A 24,386-nucleotide genomic window follows, 5' to 3' on the forward strand; every position below is an offset into this window, starting at 1 on the left:
GGAAAAGTGCGATGAATCAATTTGCGATTCTGTACGGAGATCGATTTATCAGGCCAACCTGGTAAAAGCACGGCCTGCCTGACGGCAGGCCGTTACCGGCCCGCACACAAAATATCTGACAGTCCCCACTTCGTTCTCAGGCGAAAGGGTGGCAGCTATGCGCAGGCTGAGAAACCGGAGATACAGGAACCCGGCAGGCCCTAAGACCTCCCACGCACAGCCGCCATTGCACGGAAATGCAGGCATAAAAAAGCGCCGGCAAACGTGGGTTGGGGCGCTGGTGCGCCTGCATCTTACGCGGGTTCTCAGGCCCGGTCGCTGAATTGGCAGCGACGGGTTTGACGGTAGCGTGGGGGAGGGGGGAGCGCAATCGTGGCCAGGTGGTGGCGGAGGCTAGCGGTGTTCCAGATGTGCGGTGCTACAGTTATGTTGCATGCGCAACAGATATGTTGCACATTCGCTCTACCGAAACAGCGAGTGATGCACATGAAGTACAGCGAGTTTCGGCGATGGTTGAAAGCCCAAGGCGTTGAGTTTCAAACCGGCAAGGGCAGCCATTTCAAGGTCTCCTTGAATGGCAGATCAACTGTCTTTCCCGACCACGGAGCCAAGGAGATGGGCGAAGGGTTGAGAAAATCGATAATCAAACAGCTGGGCCTCAAGGATTGAGGCCCAGCTGTACCCCATGAGAGGAAACGTGATGTTCGAATATGCGTTGGAAGTCCACGAGGAGCCGAGCAGTGTCTGGTTGTCCTGCGCAGAAATTCCAGAGATGCACGCCGCTGGCGATACCCTCGAGGAAGCACTCGACGGCGCCATTGATGCGATGGAAACGGCATTGTCGATTTACGTTGATGATCGCCGGTTGATTCCGACAGGTGATGCGGGGGAGCAGGAAGGTGACGCGGTATTGCGTCTGCCTATACTGACTGCGGCAAAGGTTGGGCTCTGGAATACGCTTTTGGAGTCTGGGATAAGCAAAGCTGAACTGGCACGACGCTTGGGTGTGCAACGACCCCAGGTAGATCGGTTAGTTGATTTCCTGCACCACTCCAAGATAGAGAATGTCGAGCGTGCATTGCAGCAGCTTGGGCGCCGGATTTTGCTTTCGGTTGAGGCCGCGTAAGGTTGAAGAAAAGCCCCCGATAGTGATGGCTGTCGGGGGCTTTTCATTTGGAGTGGAAAACACACCCTCCAGAAACAACAAAGCCCCTGCATTTCTGCAGGGGCTTTGTTTTGTATGGTGCCGGCACCAGGAATCGAACCCGGGACCTACTGATTACAAGTCAGTTGCTCTACCATCTGAGCTATACCGGCGTGTGGGCGACGATTATAGCGACTCGGGTGCTTCTGTAAACCCCTGAATTCAGACTATTTTTGCGCCCTCCGCGAATCACGCCCGGCGCAGGACGTTGCGCAGTTTTTGTACCGCGCGCCAGGTGCGGCTGTTTTGCAGGGCGCGCAGTTGGGCTTCGGCTTGTTCGGCGCGTTGCAGGGCGGTTTCCAGGGCCGGGTTTACCGGGTGGGCGAGGTTGTGGCCTTTGCACAGCTGGAAGTTGTCGAGGTTGCACGGTGGCAGGTCGAACGCGGGTTTGAGGTTGATGTGTTCGTTGGCCAGGAAGAAGCTGTTGAGGCCGTCGAACAGGACGTTGGTGTAGCCGGCGTCGGTCACCAGGTGCTCCCAGGTGTGGTCGCGCTCCCATGGGGTTTCAATGAGGATGATCCAGGGGCGGAAGCGGCTGAGGTCCATGCCGCGCAGGACGGTTTCTTCGTGGCCCTCGACGTCGATTTTCAAGAAGTGGATCGGCCGCTCGGCGGCGTGTTCTTCGCAGATCGAGGTCAGTGTGCGTGCGTTGACGGTGAGGCTTTGCACGTCCATGCCGAGGTTTTTGCGTTCTTGCGCAACGACCGGGTCAGCGGTGGACAGGCCGGTGTCGGGAATGCCGTAGAAAGTCAGTTCGCCCGGCTGGTCGCTGGCCACGCATTGCAGCGTGGTGTCGCGGGGGCGATGCTGGCGGAGGGCGTCGTAGTAGTTCTGCATCGGTTCGACGTTGATGCCCTGCCAGCCGCGATCATAAAAGGCCTTGGTGACCGAGTCGTGGATCGGGTCATTGGCGCCGACGTCGATATAAAAACCGTTTTCAACATACTGCAGGGCGCGCCAAAGGCGAACGTCCTCGAAATTCTGTGCGTAAGAAATGAACGTCACGGTCGCTTCCTGTCGGTCAGATTTTTCTTGTTCGGGTGCGCGCTACCTGTACGGCGTAGGTCTGTATAGCAAGGGCGGATGGCGGGCGCAATTGGCCGTTGCCGGCGTCCGCGATTCGGCGGTTATGTCCTTTTGGTCTGGGGCTTATGCACAACAGGCTTTGAAGAGGGGGCGCTTAGGCAGGTTTTTGTGGACGGGTTCTCATTTGAGTCTTAAATCCCTGTTTTGCTGGTTTTTTATTCGTGTGAACAAAAAATGACCAGTGCTGTTAACGGCCTGAAACGACCGTAGATATTGGATCCACGATAATTCCATCAACAGAGTTATCCACAGGCTGTGAAAGATTAAACCCGTTCGGCCAGCAGCAGGAAATTGCGCGGTGTGAGTGGCGTCTCGCAGAAGGTACCGAGACGTACGACGTATCCCTGTTCGGTGAGGAAAAGTGCCCGATCCAGATTCAGCCAAAGCTCCAGCGGCCGTCGGAACAGTCCACGCAGCAGTTCCAGGTTGCGGACTTCGGCTAACCGCTGCCAGCCGGCGGCTTCCAGTGCTACCCAATCTGGCGCGCCGATTGTGGATAACTCTTTCAACGCTGCCAGATCGCGGCAGTAATCGGCGAACGGTTTGTCCAGCCAGGCACTGGGCAGAGACGGTGTCGGCAAGTATTCGTCGACGCCACGCACTTGCCGTTGCAAAAGATCAAAGGCCAGTCGACGGGCCATGGAGGTGTCGCGTTGACGTCGGACGCGGGCGCCGGCGGTGACGGTTTCGCTCATCGGCAGGGACAGATCTTCCAGCGACAACCGTAGGGCGGAGCCCGATGCTGCGAAGGACAACGCCTGATGCTCAGTGCGACTGATCCGGTTGTAGCAGCACGGTGCAATCGCCAATTGCCGACAGCCAGCGGCGCTTGCCAGTTGCATCAGCCGCACATGCAGATCGCCACAAGCGTGCAGGGCGACAGGCGTGTGGTCGGCGTTCAGCAATAAAGCGGTATTCGCCGCGAGCACATCCTGCTCGACATGCAGCGCATGCAAGTGATGACGCTGACTCAGCGCCTGGCCGCTGGCGACCAGCGCCGGATCGAATTCCAGGCAGGTGAGTTGATGATCGGCACCCAGCAGACGCCGACCCAAATGGCCTTTGCCCGAGCACCAGTCCAGCCAGTGCTTCGGCTGCTCGGCAAACGACAAGCGGCTGGCGAAGGCTTCGATTTGCTGCCATTTGCGGCCCGGCACATCGACATTCAGGCGATGACCGGCGGCTTCCAGATCACGCGCAGGTAATTCACCCACCGCACTCAGTTCAAGCGACAACGCCGCCAATGAAGCAAAGGGCTCTGGCGCATCTATAAGTTCGGCAGGTTGGTTGTGGGCATTTTCCGCATCGTCCAGCGACCGCCCGCGTAGCCACGAGGCCAGTTCCGGGTAGGACGCTTCCCATGGCAGTTGCAGATGAGTGAACGGGCGAGGCTTCCACAGCGCTTGATGCGATGTGAGAAATGCATCCAGTACCGTGAAACGAGCGAGTAAGGCCTCGCCCGTCAGCACGTCAGAAGAATCAGCGTCCCTGGCACGCATCGACGCGCAGCCAGCGTTCCAGCAGCTTGAAGCCGCGAACCAGCACGTAAGCCATCACCAGATAGAACACACCGGCGGCGAAGAAGATCTCGACCGGCAAGTAAGTGCGGGCAATGATCGTGCGCGCCATGCCGGTCAGTTCCAGCAAGGTCACGGTGCTGGCCAGGGCGCTGGCCTTGAGCATCAGGATCACTTCGTTGCTGTAGGCCGGCAGGCCGATGCGCGCGGCACGCGGCAGGATGATGTAGAACAGCGCTTTGGGCCGGGACATGCCCAGCGCCCGCGCCGCTTCGATCTCGCCTGGCGGTATCGCCTGGATCGCGCCGCGCAGGATTTCGGCGATGTACGCCGCGGTGTGCAGGGTCATGGTCGCGGTGGCGCACCAGAACGGATCGCGCAGGTACGGCCACATCGAGCTGTTACGCACCGCGTCGAACTGCGCCAGTCCGTAGTAGACCAGGAACAACTGAACCAGCAACGGCGTGCCACGGAAAAAGAAGATGTAGGCGTAGGGTAAAGCGCGCACGTACCACAGCTTCGAAGAGCGGGCGATGCCTAGCGGAATCGCCAGCAGCAAGCCGGCGATCACGGCGATGGCCACCAGCTCCAGGGTCAGCGTCGCGCCCTGGGCCAGTTTCGGCAACCACTTGATGATGACTTCCCAATTCATTGAGCGCTCCTCGCGAAGCCGCGTGCGGCGCGTTTTTCCAGCAGGTGCATGCCGATCATCGCCAGCACGGTCAGGCATAGGTACATGAGCGCCGCCACCATATAGAAGGTGAAGGGCTGCTTGGACACCGTCACGCCGATCTGCGCGTGGCGCATGATTTCTTCCAGGCCAATGACCGACACCAGCGCGGTGTCTTTCATCAGGATCATGAACAGATTGCCCAGGCCGGGCAGGGCGATGCGCCACATCTGCGGCATGATCAGTCTGGTGAAGATCCGCCATTTCGACAGGCCCAGGGCCACGCCGGCCTCACGGTGGCCTTTGGGAATGGCGAGGATCGCGCCCCGAAACACTTCCGTGGCGTAGGCGCCGAAGCACAGGCCCAGCGCGATGACGCCGGCGGCGAAGGCGCTGAGTTCCAGTTCGGGATTGCCGAGGAACTCACCGAGCGCGCGCATGGCGTTGACCGTACCGAAGTAGATCAACAGCACCCAGAGCAATTCCGGGACGCCGCGCACCAGGGTCGAATAGGTTCCGCCAAGCCATTGCAGCGGCTTGTACGGGGAAGTCTTGGCCAAGGCGCCGAGCAGACCGAGCACCAGCCCCAGGCACAGGGCCGAGAGTGCCAGTTTGACGGTCATCAGCGCGCCGGCGAAGAGCGCCGGGCCGAATCCGTAGAGGTCGATAATCATGGATTTCTTTTCAAATCGCGGCAGGCAAGGCCGGGGATCGGCGCCGTCATGTGGCGGCACCGATCCGGCAGGTCAGGATCAGTAGATGCTGAACGGGAAGTACTTGTCGTTGATCTTCTTGTAGGTGCCGTCGGCAACGATTTCCTTCAGCGCAGCGTTCAGCTTCTCGCGGATCGGGTCGCCTTTACGTACAGCGATACCGATCTTGTCGCTTTCTTCCACCGGGTCGCCCTTGAATTCATAGGCTTTGCCGGCGTCGCTTTTCAGCCACTCGTAGTTGACGTATTTGTCGGCGAGGATGCCGTCCAGACGACCGGAGGTCAGGTCCAGGTAGGCGTTTTCCTGGGTGTCGTAGAGTTTCACTTCGACGTCCGGCATGTTGTCTTCCATGAACGTACCGGCGAGGGTCGCGCGCTGGGCGCCGATCACTTTGCCTTTCAGGGAGTCCTTGTCGGTCTTGAACTCTTTATCCTTCGGCGCGATGAATTGCAGCTTGTTGGAGTAATACGGGTCGGTGAAGTCCACCGCTTGCTTGCGCTCGTCGGTGATCGACATCGAGGAGATCAGGAAATCGAACTTCTTGGCGTTCAGGGCCGGGATGATGCCGTCCCAGTCCGAGGTGACGACGGAGCATTCAACTTTCATCTTGGCGCACAGGGCGTCGCCGATGTCTTTGTCGAAGCCGACGACGTTGCCGCTGGCGTCTTTGTTGTTGAACGGCGGGTAAGCCGCTTCGATGCCCATCTTCAGGGTCTCGGCCATGGCACCGGCGCTGAACGCGAGGGTGACGGCGGCGGCCAGGAAGACCTTTTTGTAGTTCTGCATGCGGGTAGCTCCGTTAGCGGTTGCTGGACATGAATTGTTTGCAGCGCGCCGAAAGCGGGTTTTCGAACACCTGCTGTGGCGATCCTTGCTCTTCTACCAGGCCCTGGTGGAGGAACACCACTTCGCTGGAGACCTGACGGGCAAAGCCCATTTCGTGGGTGACGAGCAGCATGGTCCGGCCTTCTTCGGCCAATGCGCGGATGACATTAAGTACTTCCTGGACCATTTCCGGGTCAAGGGCAGAGGTGGGCTCGTCGAACAGGATCACCTTGGGCTGCATCGCCAGCGTGCGGGCAATCGCCGCGCGCTGTTGCTGGCCGCCGGACAGTTGCGCCGGGTAGGCGTGGCGTTTGTCGGCGATGCCGACCTTGGCCAGCAGCGCTTCGGCGACTTCGATGGCTTCGGCCTTGCTCTGGCCGAGCACGCGGCGCGGGGCTTCGATGATGTTGTCGAGCACGCTCATGTGCGGCCACAGATTAAAGTTTTGAAACACAAAACCAATCTCGGAGCGCAGGCGATTGATCTGCTTGCCGTCGGCGGCAACCAGTTCGCCATTCTTGGCGGCCTTGAGCTTGAGTTCTTCACCGGCCACCAGGATCTGGCCCTGGTGCGGGTTTTCCAACAGGTTGATGCAACGCAGGAATGTGGACTTGCCGGAACCGGAGGAACCCAGGATCGAGATCACATCGCCGTCGCGGGCGGTCAGCGAGATGCCTTTGAGCACCTCAAGCTGTCCGTAGCGTTTGTGCAGGTTGCGGATTTCAAGCGCGGGCGTGGCCTCAGCCATGTGCGTTCCTCATATATGTTGCGCTCCTGCTGTTGGTTGGCCTTCCTGGCGAGGCGGCCAAGCTAGCATAGCGTTTCAATGGCAGCCAACAGCGCTACGGGCGGTAAACGGATGGCGTGTGGCAGGTTGTCGCATCGGCGCAGCAGACTGTCGCCCCATCAACAACCGAACGGGCGTTTGAACGTGGATTCCCGTGGGTGTCGCGTAAAAAAAGGCGCGATGTTGCCACCTTTGGCGGGGTGTTGGAAGCGCTATCCGGCCGAACGTTCCTCATTCGCCCTTTTATTGTGCATCCCGCACTTTTTAAGTGTGTTTCTGGTGCGCCGACTCGCTTGGAAAGTGGGTCGCAGGGTAACGCTTTGGCGAAAGGCCATTATTCTCAAGGACTTGCGATGACTGTCCGGTCGCGCTGAAGGCCGCGGGACAAAAGAGCTTGAAACATTTTGGCGCAATTATTGCGTGCAGAATAAGGAACGCCCCGTTGGATTCTTTTTACGAGAAGGAACGCCAGACGGGCCGGACGCAATCGCTTTCCTCGCAAAGGTAGTTCCAATGAGCAGTACCCAAAGCTCCAATGGCCTCGAACAGGGGCTCAAACCGCGTCATGTGACCATGCTGTCGATCGCCGGGGTGATCGGTGCAGGTCTGTTCGTAGGCTCCGGCCACGCCATCGCCGCCGCCGGCCCAGCCGTTCTGCTGGCTTACGCCGCTGCTGGCGCGCTGGTTGTGCTGGTGATGCGCATGCTCGGCGAAATGGCGGTTGCCTCGCCTGACACCGGCTCGTTCTCGACTTACGCCGACCGCGCCATCGGCCATTGGGCCGGTTTCACCATCGGCTGGTTGTACTGGTGGTTCTGGGTCTTGGTGATTCCGCTGGAGGCCAACGCCGCCGCGACTATCCTGCACGCCTGGTTCCCGAGTGTGGAGATCTGGGCCTTCGCGCTGATCATTACCCTGCTGCTGACCGTGACCAACCTGTTCAGCGTGAAAAACTACGGTGAGTTCGAATTCTGGTTCGCCCTGCTCAAAGTCGTGGCGATCATCGGTTTCATCATTCTTGGCGTCGCGGCCATTTTCGGCTTCCTGCCGAACAGCCAGGTCAGCGGCGTGTCGCACATCTTCGACACCCAGGGCTTCCTGCCGAACGGCATGGGCGCGGTGCTGGGCGCGATCCTGACCACCATGTTCTCCTTCATGGGCACCGAGATCGTGACCATCGCGGCCGCGGAATCGAAGAACCCGGGCAAGCAGATTTCCAAGGCCACCAATTCGGTGATCTGGCGGATCGGCCTGTTCTACCTCGTGTCGATCTTCATCGTCGTGGCCCTGGTGCCATGGAACGACCCGGTTCTGGCCAGCCTCGGCTCCTACCAGACTGTGCTTGAGCGCATGGGCATTCCGAACGCCAAGATGATCGTCGACATCGTGGTTCTGGTGGCTGTGACCAGTTGCCTGAACTCGGCGCTGTACACCTCTTCGCGCATGCTGTTCTCCCTCGGCAAGCGCGGCGATGCCCCGGCCATGTCGACCCGTACCAACAAGAGCGGCACCCCTTACTGGGCGGTAATGCTGTCCACCGGCGCGGCGTTCCTGTGCACTTTCGCCAACTACGTGGCCCCGGCTGCGGTGTTCGAGTTCCTGCTGGCGAGTTCCGGCGCGATCGCGCTGCTGGTGTACCTGGTGATCGCGATTTCGCAACTGCGCATGCGTAAACAGCGCATGGCTCGCGGCGAGAAAATCGTCTTCAGCATGTGGCTGTTCCCGGGCCTGACCTACGCGGTGATCGTGTTCATCGTGGCGGCCCTGACCATCATGCTGTTCCAGGACGCCCACCGCGTGGAAATCCTCGCGACCGGCCTGCTGAGTCTGGTGGTTGTGGCGACCGGCCTGTTGGTAGCTCGCCGTCGCAAGGCGGAAAACCGTGGTGCGGCAGTTCTGAACTGATCCGCAACGTGTTACGCAAAACGGCCGCTGTCAGTGATGACAAGCGGCCGTTTTTGTTACGGCGAGCGGCTTACTCGCTCTTCTCTTCCTGCGCGTCCACCGACTGACCGTAGGTGTCCAGCGCAATCCCGAAATCGCTGATGAACTCCGGCTCGCTCAGCCAGGCCTGGGCGGTTTCGCGATCCATGCCATCGGCCCACATGCGGTAGTCGATCAGCATGTCGGCGGCCAGGTGAGTGGCGGCCATGCCTTCGTTCTCGGCGTTTTCCATGTCCAGCAGTTCAGGATGGTCGACGATGATGAACGCCAGTTCACGCAGCAGCGTCAGCAGCATTTCATTGCGGCTGACGGCTTCGGCGTCGCGCATCTTGCTGAACATCGCCAAGGTGTATTCCGGGATCGGCTCGGCCAGGTGACCGAGGTCATCGTCCTGCACCAGAGGTTTGCGACCGACCATGCGGATCTGCTTGGCTTTGGCCTTGGCGCGTTTGGCGCGTTTCTGCTGTTTGTTCAGGGATGCCATGGGAACTCAGTTTTTCTGTTGGGTTTGCGCGGCGATTGCGTCGGACGCGGCCACATAGTCTTTCTGGAAATCCGGCGATTCGATCCACGCCAGGGCGCCAGCCTCGTCGGTCTCGGTGGACCACTGGCGGTACTCGATCAGCGCGGCGAGGATGAAATCCATCGCGCCTTCTTCGCCTTCCTGCTCGTACACCAGCTCAAGCAGCGGGTCTTCGAGGAACGCGGTGCAGAGGGCCTGCTGGCTGATCTTCTCGGCGTCGATCATTTTCTTGAACAGTTCGGTGAGGTCCACCGATTCGAAATCGATGCGGTCGTCATTCGGGTCCAGCTCGACCGGCGCTTCCGCACGTTTGGTGCGGTTCTGCTTGGCCTTGGTCTTGGCCCGGGCGGCGCGTTTTTGCTGCTTGTTGGCGGAAGCCATGGTGTGTGTTCCGTGGTGCGTTAAAGGGCTTGGCTGCGTGGGATTTCGCGCCCCGGTGTGTCGCAGGCCAGTTCGCCGGTCTGCAGCCAGGTCAGAGCGATGGGCCATAGTGTGGCTTGGTATGCGCTGCGAAAAAAGGCGAAATGTCCGACTTGCTGTTCGCCGATGTCCTGCGGCTCGATTCGCAGGTGGGTCTTTTGCGCGTTATGGAAGTAAGCCAGCAGGCGTTCGATGGCGGGAATCGTGCCGTAGGGATCGTCGCTGATGCTGATTGCCAGGGCTTTGGCCCGGACGTTGGCGAAGGGCAGGTTGCGGATCGTTCTACCGCTCGGACGCCGCTCATAACGTGCGGCAGGTGTGCTCCAGTCGCGCACTACGCCGGCGGGCGTGTCTTCCAGCCAGCCAAGTCGCTTGCCCGGAAAGTAGCCACAGAACAACGTGACCAGCGGCATCAGCAGGTGCCATTTACCGAACATCCGCCAGCGGTGCTCGGGCGCGTAATCGCGCCAGTAAGCGTACTGCGCGCCGACCGTCACCAGTCGTCGGATTAGATGTCCGCAAGCCCCCAGGCCTGCTGCGCAGCCACCGAAGCTGTGCCCGACCACATCGATCGGCTGACCGGGAAACTCCTGTTGCGCGCGTTTGAGCATCGCCTCGAAATCCAGCACGCCCCAATCTGTCCACGAAGCCTGCAAATGCCTCATCGACTTCGGCCGCGATTCGCCAATGCCTCGGTAGTCGTAAATGATCACGTCGAAGTCATTGGCGAACAGGTACGTCGCGAAGCGTGAATAGTGGCGGCAGCGCACGGACGTGGCGGCGTTGATGATCACCACTGGGCGCTGTGGATCGGGCGAGGCGTGACGCCAGGTGAAGCCGCCGAGCAGATAGCCGTCGGCGGCGGGCGCTTGGAAGGGCTCGCTTTCAATGTCGGATGCTTGGCCAGGTGGAGGTGGCGCACTTTGTAGGTTCATGAGTTCCGAGCCTGGCTAGGACGGGTCGAGAATGAACTTCATGCGGGATGCAGCGCAATGATTGGGTATGCAGTGCGTACCGGATTGGCGGTTCGATTAGGGGGTCGCCAATTCGTGACGCAGTGCGTCATGAATTGGCTGGGAAAAACTTGTGTAGTCTTTTTCGCATTCAAAACAACTCCCAATCGTTCTAAAACCCACCCCGCCAGGCAAGTACACGGTCGTCGCCACCCGCAAGAGTGAAACGCGTCGGGATGTGACGGAAGTAGGCGGCGGTGCTGCGCGCAATCTGGTGTTCCACTGGAACGACAACAGCTAGGGACGTTGCCGGTCGCGCCGGGATGGCGCGACCGTTGCCGTGCGGCCCAGCCAGATCAATACCCACGCGGCGGCCGACAGGAAGAGGGCGAGGAGGCCATGCGCGGCAACGGCGAACCAGAAATTCACGGGTTGTGCGGCCAGCGAATACACGGCGAAGCGTTTGCCGCGTGCCATGTTGCCGATGCGTCCTTGAATCAGGCCGTCCACGGTTTCATAGGCGATCAGGCCGACACACAGGATCAACATCAGGCCGAGAGCGATCATCAACCAGTTGGTACGTTTCACCGGTGGCTTGGGATGGGGCAGGGGGACGCGGGTTCTTTTCTGGTTCATCGCGGGGATGACCCTCTTCCGTAAGGGCTGGGCAACGTAGCGCGAATTGCGGCCTGCAAGAAGGGCGGACTCGGGCCGTCATCAAATCGCGGGCATAAAAAAACCCTGAATCTTGCGATTCAGGGTTTTCGGTATTTGGTGCCCAGAGACGGAATCGAACCGCCGACACGGGGATTTTCAATCCCCTGCTCTACCGACTGAGCTATCTGGGCAACGGGGCGCATTAAAAGGGTTTTTCGGATTTACGTCAACGACTTTTTTAAAATTTCTTAAATTAATTCCGTCGCTTACGCTCCGACTCCCGATTTTGCAGGTTTACTCAGCAGGTGGAACGTAGCCTTCGGCCTGGGCGTATTCCTCGCCGGAGAAGTACTTGTCCATTTCGCCCTGAAGAAATTTGCGGTCTTCGGCGTTCATCATGTTCAGGCGTTTTTCGTTGATCAGCAGGGTCTGGTGTTTCTGCCAGTCGGCCCAGGCCTTGGCCGAGACGTGTTCGAAAATATCCTGGCCCTTGGCGCCCGGGTAAGGTGGGCGCTCCAGACCTTCGAGTTGTTCTTTGTACTTGCGGCACATTACGGTGCGGGTCATGTCGACTCTCCTGCATTCAAGACGGCGGCCGCGCGTTCGAGCAAGGTCTTGACCGGGGCGGCGAGGCCCAGGCGCGGCGGGGTGGCGAGGTTATACCAGAGCCAGTCGGCCTCGGCCACGTGACCGCCGACTTCCTGTACCTGAACCAGCCAGGGTTCGATGGACAGCTGGAAGTGGCTGAAGGTGTGGACAAGGCTCGGCAGCACCTGCTGCTCGCCCAGTTCCAGCGCGTGCTGCGCGGCGAGGTGTTGCAGGTCGTCGAGGTCGTCGAGTTCCGGCAGGCTCCACAAACCGCCCCACAATCCGCTGGACGGGCGGCGATAAAGCAGAATCGCGCCGTCCTCGTTGGCCAGCAGCGGCATCAGCGTGCGTTTCTGCGGGATGGCCTTGCGTGGCTTGGGGATCGGGTAGCGTGTCTCCAGGCCGAGCATGTGCGCTTCGCAGCCCTTTTTCAGCGGACACAGCAGGCAGCTCGGTTTGCTGCGGGTGCAGAGCGTGGCGCCCAGGTCCATCATCGCCTGGGTGTAGGCGTTGACCCGATCCAGCGGCGTGAAGCGCTCGGCGTTGGCCCACAGCTGTTTGGCCACCTTCGGCTCGCCGGGGTAGCCCTCCTGCGCGGTAAAGCGCGCCAGCACCCGTTTGACGTTGCCGTCGAGGATCGGTGCGCGCAGGCCCATGCTGATGCTGGCAATCGCGCCAGCAGTGGACAGGCCGATGCCCGGCAGCTCGGTGAGCTTCTCGACATCTCGGGGAAACTCGCCACCGTACTGGCTGACGACGATCTTCGCGGTCTTCTGCAGATTGCGCGCCCGGGTGTAGTAACCCAGGCCCGTCCACAGGTGCAGCACTTCGTCCTCCGGCGCTGCGGCCAGGGCCTCGACCGTCGGCAGGGCGGCCATGAACCGGTCGAAGTAATTGAGCACGGTGCTGACCTGCGTCTGCTGCAACATGATCTCGGACACCCACACCCGGTACGGGTTGATGTTCTGTTGCCAGGGCAAATCATGGCGGCCGTGGCGGTCGAACCATTCCAGCACCGCCGTGGAAAACTGCTCCGCTCTCATCGCTTGAACAGCCCCTTCAATGCGTTTTTCAGTTCCGGGCTGACTTTGTCGCCCAGTTTTTCGTCGATTTTTTCGCTGATCTTGTCGCCGGCCAGTTTGCTCGCGACCTGGCCCATGCGCTCGTTGTCCAAACGGCAGGCCTTGGCGCCCAGCTCCAGCGGGCCACGGCAGCGCAGCGGCCATTCGATGCCGACGAATTTTTCACCGACCTGGCAGGCCGGATCCGGCATGGCGCTGGTGTCGCCTTCGACGATGATGCCGACGCGATAGTCCATCCCCAGCACCTTGAGGTCGATATCGCCGTCACCGTTGACGGTCATGCCGGGGATGCGCACTTTCAGGTCCGGGTTGCTGGCCACGCCGTTACGGAAGGTCAGATTGCCCTTGAGCTCCTGGAATGGCGTGTCCTTGCCCCGCGGCTCACCGCTCAGGGATTTACGGTTGAGGGTGGCGATGCCCTTGCACAATTGTTGCTCAAGGTTGGCGTTGAGCAGCACGCCGTTGTTGATCACGAAACTGGCGTTGCCGTTGAGGGTTTCGATCAGCGCCTGCTGGCTGTTGCCGCTGCCGGTGACGGTGCTGGTGAGGTTGACCAGACCCTTGACCGGCGGACTCTTGCCCTGGCTTTCGAGGATTTTCTCCACTGGCACCCGGTTGATCCGGGTTTGCAGGTTCAGCACCGGCGCTGTCTGGCGCACATCCAGCGTGCCCTTGGCTTCAAAATCGCCGTTGTACAGTTCGCCGCGCAAGTTCTCCAGGGTCAGCAGGCCGCCCTGGCCGTTGGCCTTGAGAGCGGCGTTCTGGATCGGCAGCTTGTCGAGGGTCAGTTGGCCGAAGGTCAGGTCAGCGTTCACGTCGAGTTTGCTCAGGCGCTCAACAGGGAACAGGCGTTCGGTGCTCCAGGCGCTTTTGCTCGGTTTTTCCGGCAGCGGCGTGCTGCCGGCCCCGGCCATCGCATCGGCCTCGGTGCTGGCGACTTCGGCCTGGCGGACCTGGGTGGCGTTGCTGGCTTTTTCCGATTTCGGCGGCAGGTAGCGGTCGACGTTAAAGGTGTCGGCCTTGAGGATCGCCCGCAGCGATTGCTTGGCGAAATCTTCGACGGCGATGCGGCCGCTGAAGCTGCTGTCGTCGAGTTTCAGGTTGATGTTGTCCAGCGCCAGGCTGGTTGGCGTGGCGGCGACCCGGCTGACCAGTTCAACCTTGCTCAGGCTGCCTTCAGCCATGGCCGGCAAAGTCTGGCCGATGCTCTCGACGAATTTCGCCAGGTCGAACTGAGCGATGGAAATCCCGCCGCTGATCTGTGGCGTCTTGTCCAGGTCATTGGCTTTCAGCTCGCCGAGGGCACGCAGCTGATTGACCGAGAGCTTGATGCCGGTCCATTCGGCGACGTTGGCGGCCTTGTCCAGCAACAATTGCCCTTGGGCGGCGAAGGTCACGGTCTTGCCCTGCAACGGATCGCCGGCGACTTCGCCGGAAAGCTTCAGGTCTTCGAACTTGTAGCGTTGCAGGGCGCGCTCGAAGCGCAGCTCGCCATTGAGCTCGGTACGCACCCGCAGCACAGGCTGGTTGGTGCCGAGGAACGCGGTGGCTTTGACCGGGATGTTGGTCGAATCGTGAACCGCGCCGGTGCTCAGCTGGATGCTTTCGGCGCTGAATTGCTTGCCGGTCAGCTCGTCGTTGTATTCCACGCGGGCGTTGTTGACAGTCAGGCTGTCGATGTCGAGGCGGATCGGCTGGGCCGGTTTTTCCACCGGGGCTGGTGTTGCTGGAGAGGCTTCTGCGGCGGTCGCTGGCGGTGTGCTTCCAGCGGGCGCCGGCACCTTGCCGATGTCTTCCCAGTTGCCGTGGCCATTTTTGTCACGGTTCAGACGCAGGTTCAGGCCTTCGACGCGCACGTCGCTCATTTGCACCTCGCGGCGCAGCAGCGGCAGCACACGCACGGACAGGCCGAGCATCTGCAGGTCGGCGAACGGCTCGGCAGGTTTGGCCAGGGTCGCGACGCTGGCCTCGTGCAGTTCCAGACCGAGCCACGGGAACAGGCTCCAGCCGATGTCGCCATTGAGCGTCAGCTCGATGTGGGCCTTGTCGCGGGCAATCTGGCGGATCTCGTCTTTGTAGTCGTTGGGATCAAACAGGTGGGTCAGGGCGAAGCCCGCCGCCACAATGATCAGCAACAGCCCGAGAAGTACCAGACCCAGGATTTTGCCGAACGCTTTCATGGGCGAGTCCTTGTAAGTAGTCGAATTCGTGATTTAGCCGGGGAGTATAGCGCTGCATCAACCCTCGCTGTTGAGGTGTCCCGTCAGCCTGCCGACCCTTGCTGTACAGCGCTTCGACAACGATCGGCATCGGGGTTCCCCGGCGTCATGTGATCAGATGACTCAAAAAAGGTGATATCAGTTTGGTTTTTCTGTCACGTGCAAATGGTAACCTTCGCCCGTTCGTCCGCCCATCTGCGACTTAACGTCGCGCTTTCAAGGAGCTTCACCCGCAAAAAACGGTCATGCCTGCGTGCATAAAGGCCGGGGTGGGCAGTGGCTGGCGAACCATACTAATAATTGGGGGATACACAATGAGCACGACCATTACGGCGGACGGCTTCAAAGCCGATCAGCCCGGGTTCCTGTCCAAGGAACGCATCATCGCCAAGCCCGGTTTCAACCGTTGGCTGGTCCCACCGGCCGCTCTGGCCATTCACCTGTGCATCGGCATGGCCTACGGCTTCTCGGTGTTCTGGTTGCCGCTGTCCAAGGCGCTGGGCGTGACCGCTCCGGTGGCTTGCGCACCGGACATGAGCTTCATCGCACAAGTCTTCTCGTCGCAATGCGACTGGCCGATCTCCATGCTCGGCTGGATCTACACCTTGTTCTTCATCTTCCTCGGCTGCTCGGCAGCGATCTGGGGTGGCTGGCTCGAACACGCAGGACCACGCAAGGCCGGCGTTGTATCGGCACTGTGCTGGTGTGGCGGTCTGCTGATTTCCGCACTGGGGATCTATACCCACCAGATCTGGCTGATGTGGATCGGTTCCGGCGTGATCGGCGGTATCGGTCTGGGCCTGGGCTACATCTCGCCGGTGTCGACCCTGATCAAGTGGTTCCCGGACAAGCGCGGCATGGCAACCGGCATGGCGATCATGGGCTTCGGCGGTGGTGCGATGGTCGGTGCGCCACTGGCGACCGCGCTGATGAGCCATTTCGCTTCGCCAACCGGTGTCGGCGTGTGGCAGAGCTTCGTGGCCATGGCCGCGATCTACTTCGTGTTCATGATCGGTGGCGCGCTGGCTTACCGCGTACCGCCAACCGGCTGGAAGCCTGAAGGCTGGACCGCGCCGGCGAAGAAAGCGTCGAACGCGATGATCACTCACCGTCACGTTCATGTGAATGTGGCGTGGAAAACTCCGCAATTCCGTCTGGTGTGGCTGGTGCTGTGCCTGAACGTGTCTGCCGGTATCGGCATCCTCGGCATGGCTTCGCCGCTGTTGCAGGAAGTGTTCGGCGGCAAGTTGCTGGGTAATGATCTGCCGTTCGGTCAGCTGGATGCCGGTCAACTGGCTTCCATCGCTGCGATTGCAGCCGGTTTTACCGGTCTGCTGAGCCTGTTCAACATCGGCGGTCGTTTCTTCTGGGCTTCGTTCTCGGACTACCTGGGCCGCAAGAACACTTACTTCGTGTTCTTTGCACTGGGTTTTGCGCTGTACGCGCTGATCCCGAACCTCGGTCACCTGGGCAACGTTGCGCTGTTCGTGGCGGCGTTCTGCATCATTCTGTCGATGTATGGCGGTGGTTTCGCCACCGTTCCGGCGTATCTGGCGGACCTGTTCGGTACGCAGATGGTGGGCGCGATCCACGGCCGCCTGCTGACGGCCTGGGCTGCTGCTGGCGTGCTGGGTCCGGTGCTGGTGAACTACCTGCGTGAGTATCAGTTGAGCATCGGCGTTGAACGCGCCGCCGCTTACGACATCACCTTGTACATCCTTGCCGGCCTGCTGGTGCTGGGTTTCCTGTGCAACCTGCTGGTGCGTCCGGTGGCGGACAAGTACTTCATGACCGACGCCGAACTGGCCGCCGAACAGGCGCTGGGCCACGACAAGGGTGCTGACGCCAGCACCGTGCTGGAGTGGAAAGCCGCGCCGGGCAGCAAGCCATTGGCGATCGCTGCGTGGCTGGTGGTGGGGATTCCGTTGGCGTGGGGTGTGTGGGTGACCCTGCAGAAGACGGCGGTTCTGTTCCACTAAGTTCGTTTACACCTGATCGTTCCCACGCTCTGCGTGGGAATGTCTCCCTGTGACGCTGCGCGTCATATTCGAAGTGGACGCTGAGCGTCCGGGGCTGCACTCCCACGCAGAGCGTGGGAGCGATCAGCGCACTTCAATGCTTGTATGGACATGTCTATCCCCGACAGCATGGGGTTCTATCCGTCAGTCATTCCACCTCTCGTGTTTCTGTTTCGGCCCCGCGCCCCTATAATGGCTGCCTTTTTCGCCCAATGATTTTGCGGAGCTGGTGATGGCCGAACGTAAGGCGTCTGTCGAGCGCGACACTCTGGAAACCCAGATCAAAGCCTCGATCAACCTTGATGGCACCGGAAAGGCCCGATTCGATATCGGTGTTCCTTTTCTTGAGCACATGCTGGATCAGATCGCCCGTCACGGGTTGATCGACCTGGATATCCAATGCAAGGGCGATCTGCATATCGACGACCACCACACGGTGGAAGACGTCGGTATCACCCTCGGCCAGGCCTTCGCGCAAGCCATTGGCGACAAGAAAGGCATCCGTCGCTACGGCCACGCCTACGTGCCGCTCGATGAAGCGCTGTCGCGCGTGGTGATCGACTTCTCCGGCCGTCCGGGCCTGCAGATGCACGTACCTTACACCCGCGCCACTGTTGGCGGCTTCGACGTCGACCTGTTCCAGGAATTCTTCCAGGGCTTCGTCAACCACGCGCTGGTCAGCCTGCACATCGACAACCTGCGTGGCACCAACACCCACCACCAGATCGAAACCGTGTTCAAGGCTTTCGGCCGCGCACTGCGCATGGCCGTCGAGCTGGACGAGCGCATGGCCGGCCAGATGCCTTCGACCAAAGGCGTCCTGTAATGCAGACGGTTGCAGTTATCGACTACGGCATGGGCAACCTGCACTCGGTGGCCAAGGCTCTCGAGCACGTCGGTGCCGGCAAGGTGCTGATCACCAGCGATGCGGCAGTGATCCGCGAAGCCGACCGCGTGGTTTTCCCCGGCGTCGGTGCGATTCGCGATTGCATGGCGGAGATCCGTCGCCTCGGTTTCGATTCGCTGGTGCGTGAGGTCAGCCAGGACCGTCCGTTCCTCGGCATCTGCGTCGGCATGCAAGCCTTGCTCGACAGCAGCGAAGAGAACGAGGGTGTCGACTGCATCGGCCTGTTCCCGGGCGCGGTGAAGTTCTTCGGCAAAGACCTGCACGAAGACGGCGAGCACCTGAAAGTCCCGCACATGGGCTGGAACGAGGTAAAGCAGAAGGTCAGCCACCCGTTGTGGCATGACATTCCGGACATGGCGCGTTTCTACTTCGTGCACAGCTTCTACATCGCTGCCGCCAATGCGCGGCAGGTGGTCGGCAGCGGTCATTACGGCGTCGATTTCGCCGCGGCGCTGGCCGAAGGTTCGCGTTTCGCCGTGCAGTTCCACCCGGAGAAGAGCCATACCCATGGCCTGCAACTGCTGCAGAACTTCGCGGCGTGGGACGGTCGCTGGTAAATGGCCGTCAAGAAGTCCAAACCGCCGATCCTGACCCTTACTCCCGAGCAGGAGAGCGAGGCCAACCGCAAGATTCAGCGGTTCATGGAGGATCGTTTCGAACTGGATCTGGGTTCGTTCGAAGCGGCGGAAATTCTTGAGCTGTTTACCCGCGAAATTGCTCCGCACTATTACAACAGGGCGATTTTCGATGTGCAGACCCACCTCAAGGAGCGGTTTGAAAGCATCGAAAGCGACCTGTGGGCGCTCGAGAAAAACTGATTTCCGAGCCAAGCTGAACATTCAATTTTGAAGGTTTGCCAGATGCTGATTATTCCCGCTATCGATCTCAAAGACGGTGCCTGCGTACGTCTGCGCCAGGGCCGCATGGAAGATTCCACAGTGTTCTCCGATGACCCGGTGAGCATGGCTGCCAAGTGGGTGGAGGGCGGTTGCCGTCGTCTGCATCTGGTTGACCTGAACGGCGCTTTCGAAGGCCAGCCGGTCAATGGTGAGGTGGTCACCGCGATTGCCAAGCGCTACCCGACCCTGCCGATCCAGATCGGCGGCGGCATTCGTTCGCTGGAAACCATCGAGCACTACGTCAAGGCGGGCGTCAGCTACGTGATCATCGGCACCAAAGCGGTGAAGGATCCGGCATTCGTCGCTGAGGCCTGCCGCGCGTTCCCGGGCAAGATCATTGTCGGCCTCGATGCAAAAGACGGTTTTGTCGCCACCGATGGCTGGGCTGAAATCAGCACCGTGCAGGTCATCGATCTGGCCAAACAGTTCGAAGCCGACGGTGTGTCCTCGATCGTTTATACCGACATCGCCAAAGACGGCATGATGCAGGGCTGCAACGTGCCGTTCACCGCCGCGCTGGCGGCTGCCACGAAGATCCCGGTAATCGCTTCCGGCGGCATTCACAATCTGGGTGACATCAAGTCGCTGCTCGACGCCAAGGCGCCGGGCATCATCGGCGCCATCACCGGCCGGGCGATTTACGAAGGCACTCTCGACGTCGCCGAAGCGCAAGCTTTCTGCGATTCGTACCAAGGCTGAGGACTGACCATGGCGCTGGCCAAACGCATCATCCCTTGCCTGGACGTGGACAACGGCCGGGTCGTCAAAGGTGTGAAGTTCGAAAACATCCGTGACGCCGGCGACCCGGTGGAAATCGCCCGTCGTTACGACGAACAGGGTGCCGACGAGATTACCTTTCTCGACATCACCGCCAGCGTCGATGGCCGTGACACCACGCTGCACACCGTCGAGCGCATGGCCAGCCAGGTGTTCATCCCGCTGACCGTCGGCGGCGGCGTGCGTACCGTGCAGGACATCCGCAACCTGCTCAACGCCGGTGCGGACAAGGTGTCGATCAACACCGCTGCCGTGTTCAACCCGGAATTCGTCGGCGAAGCGGCTCAGCATTTCGGTTCGCAGTGCATCGTCGTTGCCATCGACGCGAAGAAAGTGTCCGGCCCGGGCGAGACCCCGCGCTGGGAAATCTTCACCCACGGTGGCCGCAAGCCGACCGGCCTCGACGCGGTCGAGTGGGCGAAAAAAATGGAAGGCCTGGGTGCCGGTGAAATCCTCCTGACCAGCATGGATCAGGACGGCATGAAAAACGGCTTCGACCTCGGCGTGACCCGTGCCATCAGCGATGCGCTGGGCATTCCGGTGATCGCTTCCGGTGGCGTCGGCAACCTGCAGCATCTGGCTGACGGCATTCTTGAAGGCCATGCCAGTGCCGTGCTGGCGGCGAGTATTTTCCATTTCGGCGAATACACCGTGCAGGAAGCCAAGGCCTACATGGCACACCGCGGCATCGTGATGCGCTAGCAAGCGTCCCCTTTGGAGTTGTAGCTTCAAAGGGGCTGCAGGTCTGGTGAGTTAAAGCGTGTTGAACTGGTCAACCCTGATCTCTGACCTGTCATCTGATCGGTCATACGCAACACTGCATAGCGTGGCAGGCAAATCCTTTTTGAGACGATAGACTTCCATATACTCCGACGTTGGGCTGAATCCATCGGGGGCTTGACAGTCAGTGCTGCCGGATGGAGCGACTTTATAGGCGTACATTGTGCTTGCCCCTTCAGAAGCCTCCCCAATATAGGCGGGTCTTTTTTTCAGGCTGAGATCAGGACGCTGAACGATTTCGTCCTCAATCAGAACGATAGGCAGCGACAAGGCATTTCGTAATAGTCCTGGCGGCAACTCTGCCCTGGAAGAGTTTGTGCCAATGATGCAAAGGAAATAGCGCCCGGTTCTGGAACCTATCTTGGTATTGATGATGGCGTTTTCGGAACTGATCGCGGCGGAATAGTGCAAGGGGTTTTCGCATTGTTTTGCCACGCGTACTGTCTTGTGACGATAGAACGCTGTGTCGATCGAGAACCGGTAATCCCAAGTCGGTGCTATGGCATGGCCGCTTTCCGATATCTTGATTTTCTTGTATTTGGCGGAGGTTAGCCTGTCTGTTTCTACATTGAATGTCGGATAGAGTTCGCAGTGATTTTCAAATAGAAAGCCAGACCGGAAGCAGCTTCTCAGGTGCGGTACGAGACTTCCGTAAAGATCCCCTTCGATTGCAGAGTAACCTTTTCTCGTTGGTATACAGGGTTCGTTCAGGTCGCAAGGAACTGCGGGCGGATGCTCGTTACCAGTGCCCACGACACCGATGATTTCATTGGTGTAGCGATCAAGCAGCGGTGCCCCTGAGACACCTCCTTTAATACTCTTGCAGCGAGTCTTGAAGTTGTTACGCCACACCCAGTCCCCTTCAATGATGTCCGGAGCGGATTTAAGTGTGCAGGCTGTCATTTCCAGCGTTCGATACTGTGGCGCTCCCACAACCAGAACCTCCGAATTGAGGGCTGGTGTGCCTGTGGCCAGTTTCAGAGGTTTTATCCCGTCCTCCATAAGTGTTTTCAGGCTGACATCAAGTTGGACGATGGCGATGTCGACACCTTGCATGCTGCGCCATTTCACGTTTTTCAGGTTGTAGGTTTTATGTTTTTCGGCATCGCCAAAGTAATTAAATGTCATGGTTCCTTGTATGGGTTGGTTTTGCATGATCTGGCCGTTGGACAAGTTGATGCAATGGCCAGCAGTCAGAACATAAGCCGGAGGGCGCTGGACGCCTGTTGTTTCCAGCGTATCAAGCAAGGTAGCGGTGCAAGTGTGGCCGGTCGTCAGGCGACCGATACCCTGCCAGTGATCGCGCGAGCCATCGCGGTTATCCAGGGGGATTGCAGGTAACAGACCCTTAACGCCTTCGCCGTAGTCGTGATTGGCCGCGATGCAGGAGGAAAAGAAGAGTCCTAATGTGCTGAACAACAGTAATTGGATTGAATACATCGTTAACGCTCTTGGGGTTATTGGTCAAAGCACAGCGGTGGTGCTGGATAACGCCAATAAGCCAGAGGTCAAGAGCGGCGCGGTGGTAGTTATGTACTACCCAAGGCTTGGTTTTCCAGGAATGAAAGACCTGATCGGTATGAAGTCATAACGCCAGTGGACAGCATGGCGTACCCAAGGCACTCTTGGGCACGCCATGGATTTCGGTAGCCCGACATGATCAAACGCCTGCTTCTCGCCCTCGCCAGTGCCTCCGTGTTGTTGATCAACACCGGCCACGCCGAAGAAAGTCCCGACACCGATCTGGTGCTCCTCACTGAAAACTTCCCGCCGTACAACATGGCGAAGAACGGCAAGAATTTCGCCCAGGACGAAAACATCAACGGCATCGCCACGGACATCGTGCGCGAGATGTTCAAGCGTGCCGGCATCACCTACAGCCTGACCCTGCGTTTCCCCTGGGAGCGGGTCTACAAGCTGGCGCTGGAAAACCCCGGATACGGTGCATTCGTCATGGCGCGCCTGCCGGATCGCGAAAAACTCTTCAGGTGGGTCGGCCCGATCGGCCCGGACGACTGGGTCATGCTGGCCAGGGCCGACAGCAAGATCACTCTGGAAACCCTCAATGATGCGCGCAAGTACAAGATTGGCGCCTACAAGGGCGATGCGATTGCCGAAACGTTGACCAAGCAGGGTCTGAAGCCGGTGGTGGTGCTGCGCGATCAGGACAACGCCAAAAAACTCGTCAGCGGCCAGATCGACCTGTGGGCCACAGGCGATCCTGCCGGGCGCTATCTGGCGCGGCAGGACGGTGTGACCGGGTTGAAAACCGTGCTTCGTTTCAACAGCGCCGAGCTGTATCTGGCCCTGAACAAGGACGTATCGGATGAAACCGTTGCCAGGCTTCAGGCTGCACTCGATCAGATGCGCAAGGACGGTGTGGTCGATGAGATCATGGGGCGGTATCTGTAATCACCGGTGATTCTGCCGGTGCTTGCAACTCTGTACGAGGCGCCGGAACCGGTTGTTTTTCAGGCTCGTTGTCTGGTTCAGGTGGGGTCTGTTTCTCGGGTTCTGCCTGCGCTTCCTTCGCCGGTTCCGGTTCGATCGGGTAGTCACTCAGATGCAGGCTATCCATATCGGTATAACTGAGATGGCCTTCCACGACCGAGCCATCTGCACGCAGCAGCCGGTAGTCGCTTTGCATCAGATAAACCGCCGCAAACCGTTTTCTCGCAACCAGGGCGATAACTTCAGACTCGGCGGAGTTCACCCATTCATAGGGTGCGGATTCGGTATTGCAGAAGCTGTCACCCAGCCTGGCGGAGCAGGTGATGGCTGACCGCGAAGCGGACATTGCCGACGACCATTGGCTGCCGATGTCGATACCCGTGTTGCGTGTGAACTTGCGCAACATTTCGTAGGACTGAGTACGGTTTGCCTTCCACTTGAACGCTTGGTGCGTGTCCGTGCTGTTTTGTCCCTGGCCGAGGAGCAAATAACGATCTGCTCTTTCCAGGTGGTAAAACGGTGAGGCCTGAAGTTGCGCAAGACTCGTCATTTCCGGGTCGCTGACCGCGAACCACGGCAGCCTGACCACCTGTGTGACCCTGGATGGCGTCAGGGCGGCGGAGGCATCCTGTCCGCTGAGTACCGGGGCGGTGGGGGGTGTCTCGACCTGAAGCGGGATCGGCATCCGCAGGGCGTACGCGGTGTTCGACGCCATGGGTCGGCTGTAACCGTTGGCGCCGATAAAGGTCCCGGGGGCAAAGTAGATTTCGCCGGCAGGTGCGGTCGGTGGCTTGATGCTCCAGGTGCTGAAATCGTGCTTGGCTCCGCTGCCCAGATCACTCCAGATCAGGGCGCTGGCGCTGCTGGCGACCACCAGATCGGCCCTTACACAACGAACGGCGTTGAAGGAGGGTTTGCTGTTGTCGTTCGAGCACACCAGTCCCAGGGCTACGTAGCCTTCGGGCGGAATCGGCCGCCAGACGGAGCAGTCACCGTTGGCCCGCGAGCCTGTATCACTCCAGACCCGTTGATAGTCGTCGGGCCGGCTGAGTGCCTGGCCCTTACCGGTTCCTGCATTTTGCGGATCGCCCTCGCGAACGACGGCCACCACCCGTTTTTCGTTGACGCTGTCTCGTCCGGAGACGACGAGATCGCCCAGAGGAAAATAGCCGGGAAGCAGGTCAGGCGCCGGTGTCGGGCGCCAGAAGCTGCCAGGTTTTGACTTTGAGCCAGCGTTGTCCCAGATCCTGTGAAACTCCGTGGTGAAGTTGATCAGCAGGTTTTCAACCGTGATGGGTTCCATTTGCCGAGTGGGCAATTTGAGATTGTCTAGGGTGTTCATGATTGATCCCGATAGAAAAGCGGC

25 protein-coding genes, 2 tRNA genes and 1 pseudogene are annotated in these 24,386 nt (G+C 59.8%); 11 read left to right on the forward strand and 17 right to left on the reverse strand.

Going from position 1 to position 24,386, the window contains the following annotated elements:
• Positions 1–486 precede the first annotated feature (486 nt).
• Together L6D81_RS28335 and L6D81_RS28340 are read left to right on the forward strand one after the other, a co-directional pair.
• A complete protein-coding gene (locus L6D81_RS28335; RefSeq protein WP_064384144.1) occupies positions 487–669 on the forward strand; it encodes a type II toxin-antitoxin system HicA family toxin in 183 nt (60 codons plus the stop codon).
• Between the two features lie 31 nt (positions 670–700).
• The gene (locus L6D81_RS28340; protein ID WP_102717644.1) at positions 701–1,126 is read left to right on the forward strand and encodes a type II toxin-antitoxin system HicB family antitoxin; all 426 of its coding nucleotides are present in this window, start codon (positions 701–703) and stop codon (positions 1,124–1,126) included.
• A gap of 115 nt (positions 1,127–1,241) precedes the next feature.
• Here L6D81_RS28340 and L6D81_RS28345 read toward each other — a convergent pair.
• From L6D81_RS28345 to L6D81_RS28375, 7 genes are all read right to left on the reverse strand, one after another.
• A tRNA-Thr gene (locus L6D81_RS28345) sits at positions 1,242–1,317 on the reverse strand.
• 76 nt (positions 1,318–1,393) lie between these two features.
• Positions 1,394–2,209, reverse strand: a complete 816-nt coding sequence (locus L6D81_RS28350; RefSeq protein WP_236182866.1) for an FkbM family methyltransferase — start codon at positions 2,207–2,209, stop codon at positions 1,394–1,396.
• 344 nt (positions 2,210–2,553) lie between these two features.
• A complete protein-coding gene (locus L6D81_RS28355; protein ID WP_236182867.1) occupies positions 2,554–3,789 on the reverse strand; it encodes a methyltransferase in 1,236 nt (411 codons plus the stop codon).
• Positions 3,770–4,459, reverse strand: a complete 690-nt coding sequence (locus L6D81_RS28360; protein WP_007952568.1) for an ABC transporter permease — start codon at positions 4,457–4,459, stop codon at positions 3,770–3,772. The genes L6D81_RS28355 and L6D81_RS28360 overlap by 20 nt, the downstream gene beginning before the upstream one ends.
• The gene (locus L6D81_RS28365) at positions 4,456–5,151 is read right to left on the reverse strand and encodes an ABC transporter permease (protein ID WP_007952567.1); all 696 of its coding nucleotides are present in this window, start codon (positions 5,149–5,151) and stop codon (positions 4,456–4,458) included. The genes L6D81_RS28360 and L6D81_RS28365 overlap by 4 nt, the downstream gene beginning before the upstream one ends.
• Positions 5,152–5,229: 78 nt before the next feature.
• Positions 5,230–5,976: an ABC transporter substrate-binding protein gene (locus L6D81_RS28370; RefSeq protein ID WP_236182868.1), complete on the reverse strand. Its 747-nt coding sequence runs from the start codon at positions 5,974–5,976 to the stop codon at positions 5,230–5,232.
• A 13-nt stretch (positions 5,977–5,989) separates the two neighbouring features.
• On the reverse strand, positions 5,990–6,763 hold the full coding sequence (locus tag L6D81_RS28375) for an ABC transporter ATP-binding protein (protein ID WP_007897462.1): 774 nt from the start codon (positions 6,761–6,763) through the stop codon (positions 5,990–5,992).
• A gap of 552 nt (positions 6,764–7,315) precedes the next feature.
• Here L6D81_RS28375 and gabP point away from each other — a divergent pair.
• Positions 7,316–8,707: a GABA permease gene (gene gabP / locus L6D81_RS28380; protein ID WP_236182869.1), complete on the forward strand. Its 1,392-nt coding sequence runs from the start codon at positions 7,316–7,318 to the stop codon at positions 8,705–8,707.
• 70 nt (positions 8,708–8,777) lie between these two features.
• Here the strand turns inward: gabP and L6D81_RS28385 are convergent, their stop codons facing one another.
• The 3 genes from L6D81_RS28385 to L6D81_RS28395 are packed head-to-tail and all read right to left on the reverse strand — an operon-like array spanning position 8,778 to position 10,624.
• Complete coding sequence (locus L6D81_RS28385) at positions 8,778–9,230, reverse strand: hypothetical protein (protein WP_236182870.1); 453 nt, start codon at positions 9,228–9,230, stop codon at positions 8,778–8,780.
• Between the two features lie 6 nt (positions 9,231–9,236).
• On the reverse strand, positions 9,237–9,650 hold the full coding sequence (locus tag L6D81_RS28390; RefSeq protein ID WP_007952560.1) for a hypothetical protein: 414 nt from the start codon (positions 9,648–9,650) through the stop codon (positions 9,237–9,239).
• Between the two features lie 20 nt (positions 9,651–9,670).
• Positions 9,671–10,624, reverse strand: coding sequence for an alpha/beta hydrolase family protein (locus tag L6D81_RS28395; protein WP_236182871.1), 954 nt, complete (start codon positions 10,622–10,624; stop codon positions 9,671–9,673).
• Positions 10,625–10,820: 196 nt separating this feature from the next.
• Here L6D81_RS28395 and L6D81_RS28400 point away from each other — a divergent pair.
• A pseudogene (locus tag L6D81_RS28400) lies at positions 10,821–10,943 on the forward strand (carboxypeptidase regulatory-like domain-containing protein); the annotation flags it as partial.
• On the opposite strand, the gene L6D81_RS28405 reads toward L6D81_RS28400, so the two are convergent.
• The 5 genes from L6D81_RS28405 to L6D81_RS28425 form a co-directional block, all read right to left on the reverse strand.
• A complete protein-coding gene (locus L6D81_RS28405; protein ID WP_236182872.1) occupies positions 10,940–11,230 on the reverse strand; it encodes a hypothetical protein in 291 nt (96 codons plus the stop codon). The pseudogene L6D81_RS28400 and the gene L6D81_RS28405 overlap by 4 nt on opposite strands.
• 184 nt (positions 11,231–11,414) lie before the next feature.
• Positions 11,415–11,490: transfer RNA gene (locus tag L6D81_RS28410), tRNA-Phe, on the reverse strand.
• A gap of 103 nt (positions 11,491–11,593) precedes the next feature.
• A complete protein-coding gene (locus tag L6D81_RS28415) occupies positions 11,594–11,866 on the reverse strand; it encodes an oxidative damage protection protein (RefSeq protein WP_007952551.1) in 273 nt (90 codons plus the stop codon).
• Complete coding sequence (gene mutY, locus L6D81_RS28420) at positions 11,863–12,930, reverse strand: A/G-specific adenine glycosylase (RefSeq protein ID WP_236182873.1); 1,068 nt, start codon at positions 12,928–12,930, stop codon at positions 11,863–11,865. Before mutY ends, L6D81_RS28415 begins: the two co-directional genes overlap by 4 nt.
• Positions 12,927–15,149, reverse strand: coding sequence for an AsmA family protein (locus tag L6D81_RS28425; RefSeq protein ID WP_236182874.1), 2,223 nt, complete (start codon positions 15,147–15,149; stop codon positions 12,927–12,929). Before L6D81_RS28425 ends, mutY begins: the two co-directional genes overlap by 4 nt.
• Before the next feature lie 353 nt (positions 15,150–15,502).
• Between L6D81_RS28425 and L6D81_RS28430 the strand changes: the two genes are divergently transcribed.
• The 6 genes from L6D81_RS28430 to hisF all read left to right on the forward strand — a co-directional run bounded on the left by L6D81_RS28430 (position 15,503) and on the right by hisF (position 20,491).
• Positions 15,503–17,167, forward strand: a complete 1,665-nt coding sequence (locus L6D81_RS28430) for an OFA family MFS transporter (protein WP_085611172.1) — start codon at positions 15,503–15,505, stop codon at positions 17,165–17,167.
• A gap of 271 nt (positions 17,168–17,438) precedes the next feature.
• A complete protein-coding gene (gene hisB, locus L6D81_RS28435; protein ID WP_039764670.1) occupies positions 17,439–18,032 on the forward strand; it encodes an imidazoleglycerol-phosphate dehydratase HisB in 594 nt (197 codons plus the stop codon).
• A complete protein-coding gene (hisH, locus tag L6D81_RS28440) occupies positions 18,032–18,670 on the forward strand; it encodes an imidazole glycerol phosphate synthase subunit HisH (protein ID WP_236182875.1) in 639 nt (212 codons plus the stop codon). Before hisB ends, hisH begins: the two co-directional genes overlap by 1 nt.
• Positions 18,671–18,931 carry a DUF2164 domain-containing protein gene (locus tag L6D81_RS28445; RefSeq protein ID WP_011332018.1) on the forward strand — a complete coding sequence of 87 codons (261 nt, stop codon included), beginning with the start codon at positions 18,671–18,673 and terminating at the stop codon, positions 18,929–18,931. It abuts the gene before it with no gap.
• A 42-nt stretch (positions 18,932–18,973) separates the two neighbouring features.
• Complete coding sequence (hisA, locus tag L6D81_RS28450; RefSeq protein WP_003220753.1) at positions 18,974–19,711, forward strand: 1-(5-phosphoribosyl)-5-[(5-phosphoribosylamino)methylideneamino]imidazole-4-carboxamide isomerase; 738 nt, start codon at positions 18,974–18,976, stop codon at positions 19,709–19,711.
• A 9-nt stretch (positions 19,712–19,720) separates the two neighbouring features.
• Positions 19,721–20,491, forward strand: a complete 771-nt coding sequence (hisF, locus tag L6D81_RS28455) for an imidazole glycerol phosphate synthase subunit HisF (protein ID WP_007897430.1) — start codon at positions 19,721–19,723, stop codon at positions 20,489–20,491.
• Between the two features lie 51 nt (positions 20,492–20,542).
• Here the strand turns inward: hisF and L6D81_RS28460 are convergent, their stop codons facing one another.
• Positions 20,543–22,009 (reverse strand): trypsin-like serine peptidase, encoded by a 1,467-nt coding sequence (locus L6D81_RS28460; protein WP_236182876.1) that lies wholly within the window; start codon positions 22,007–22,009, stop codon positions 20,543–20,545.
• Positions 22,010–22,225: 216 nt separating this feature from the next.
• Between L6D81_RS28460 and L6D81_RS28465 the strand changes: the two genes are divergently transcribed.
• A complete protein-coding gene (locus L6D81_RS28465) occupies positions 22,226–22,981 on the forward strand; it encodes a substrate-binding periplasmic protein (protein ID WP_236182877.1) in 756 nt (251 codons plus the stop codon).
• Here the strand turns inward: L6D81_RS28465 and L6D81_RS28470 are convergent.
• Entirely contained in the window at positions 22,962–24,362 is a 1,401-nt protein-coding gene (locus tag L6D81_RS28470; protein WP_236182878.1) for a Vps62-related protein, read from the reverse strand. The genes L6D81_RS28465 and L6D81_RS28470 overlap by 20 nt on opposite strands.
• Positions 24,363–24,386 lie beyond the last annotated feature (24 nt).

The organism is Pseudomonas sputi (assembly GCF_021603585.1).
Classification (GTDB): Bacteria; Pseudomonadota; Gammaproteobacteria; order Pseudomonadales; family Pseudomonadaceae; genus Aquipseudomonas; species Aquipseudomonas sputi.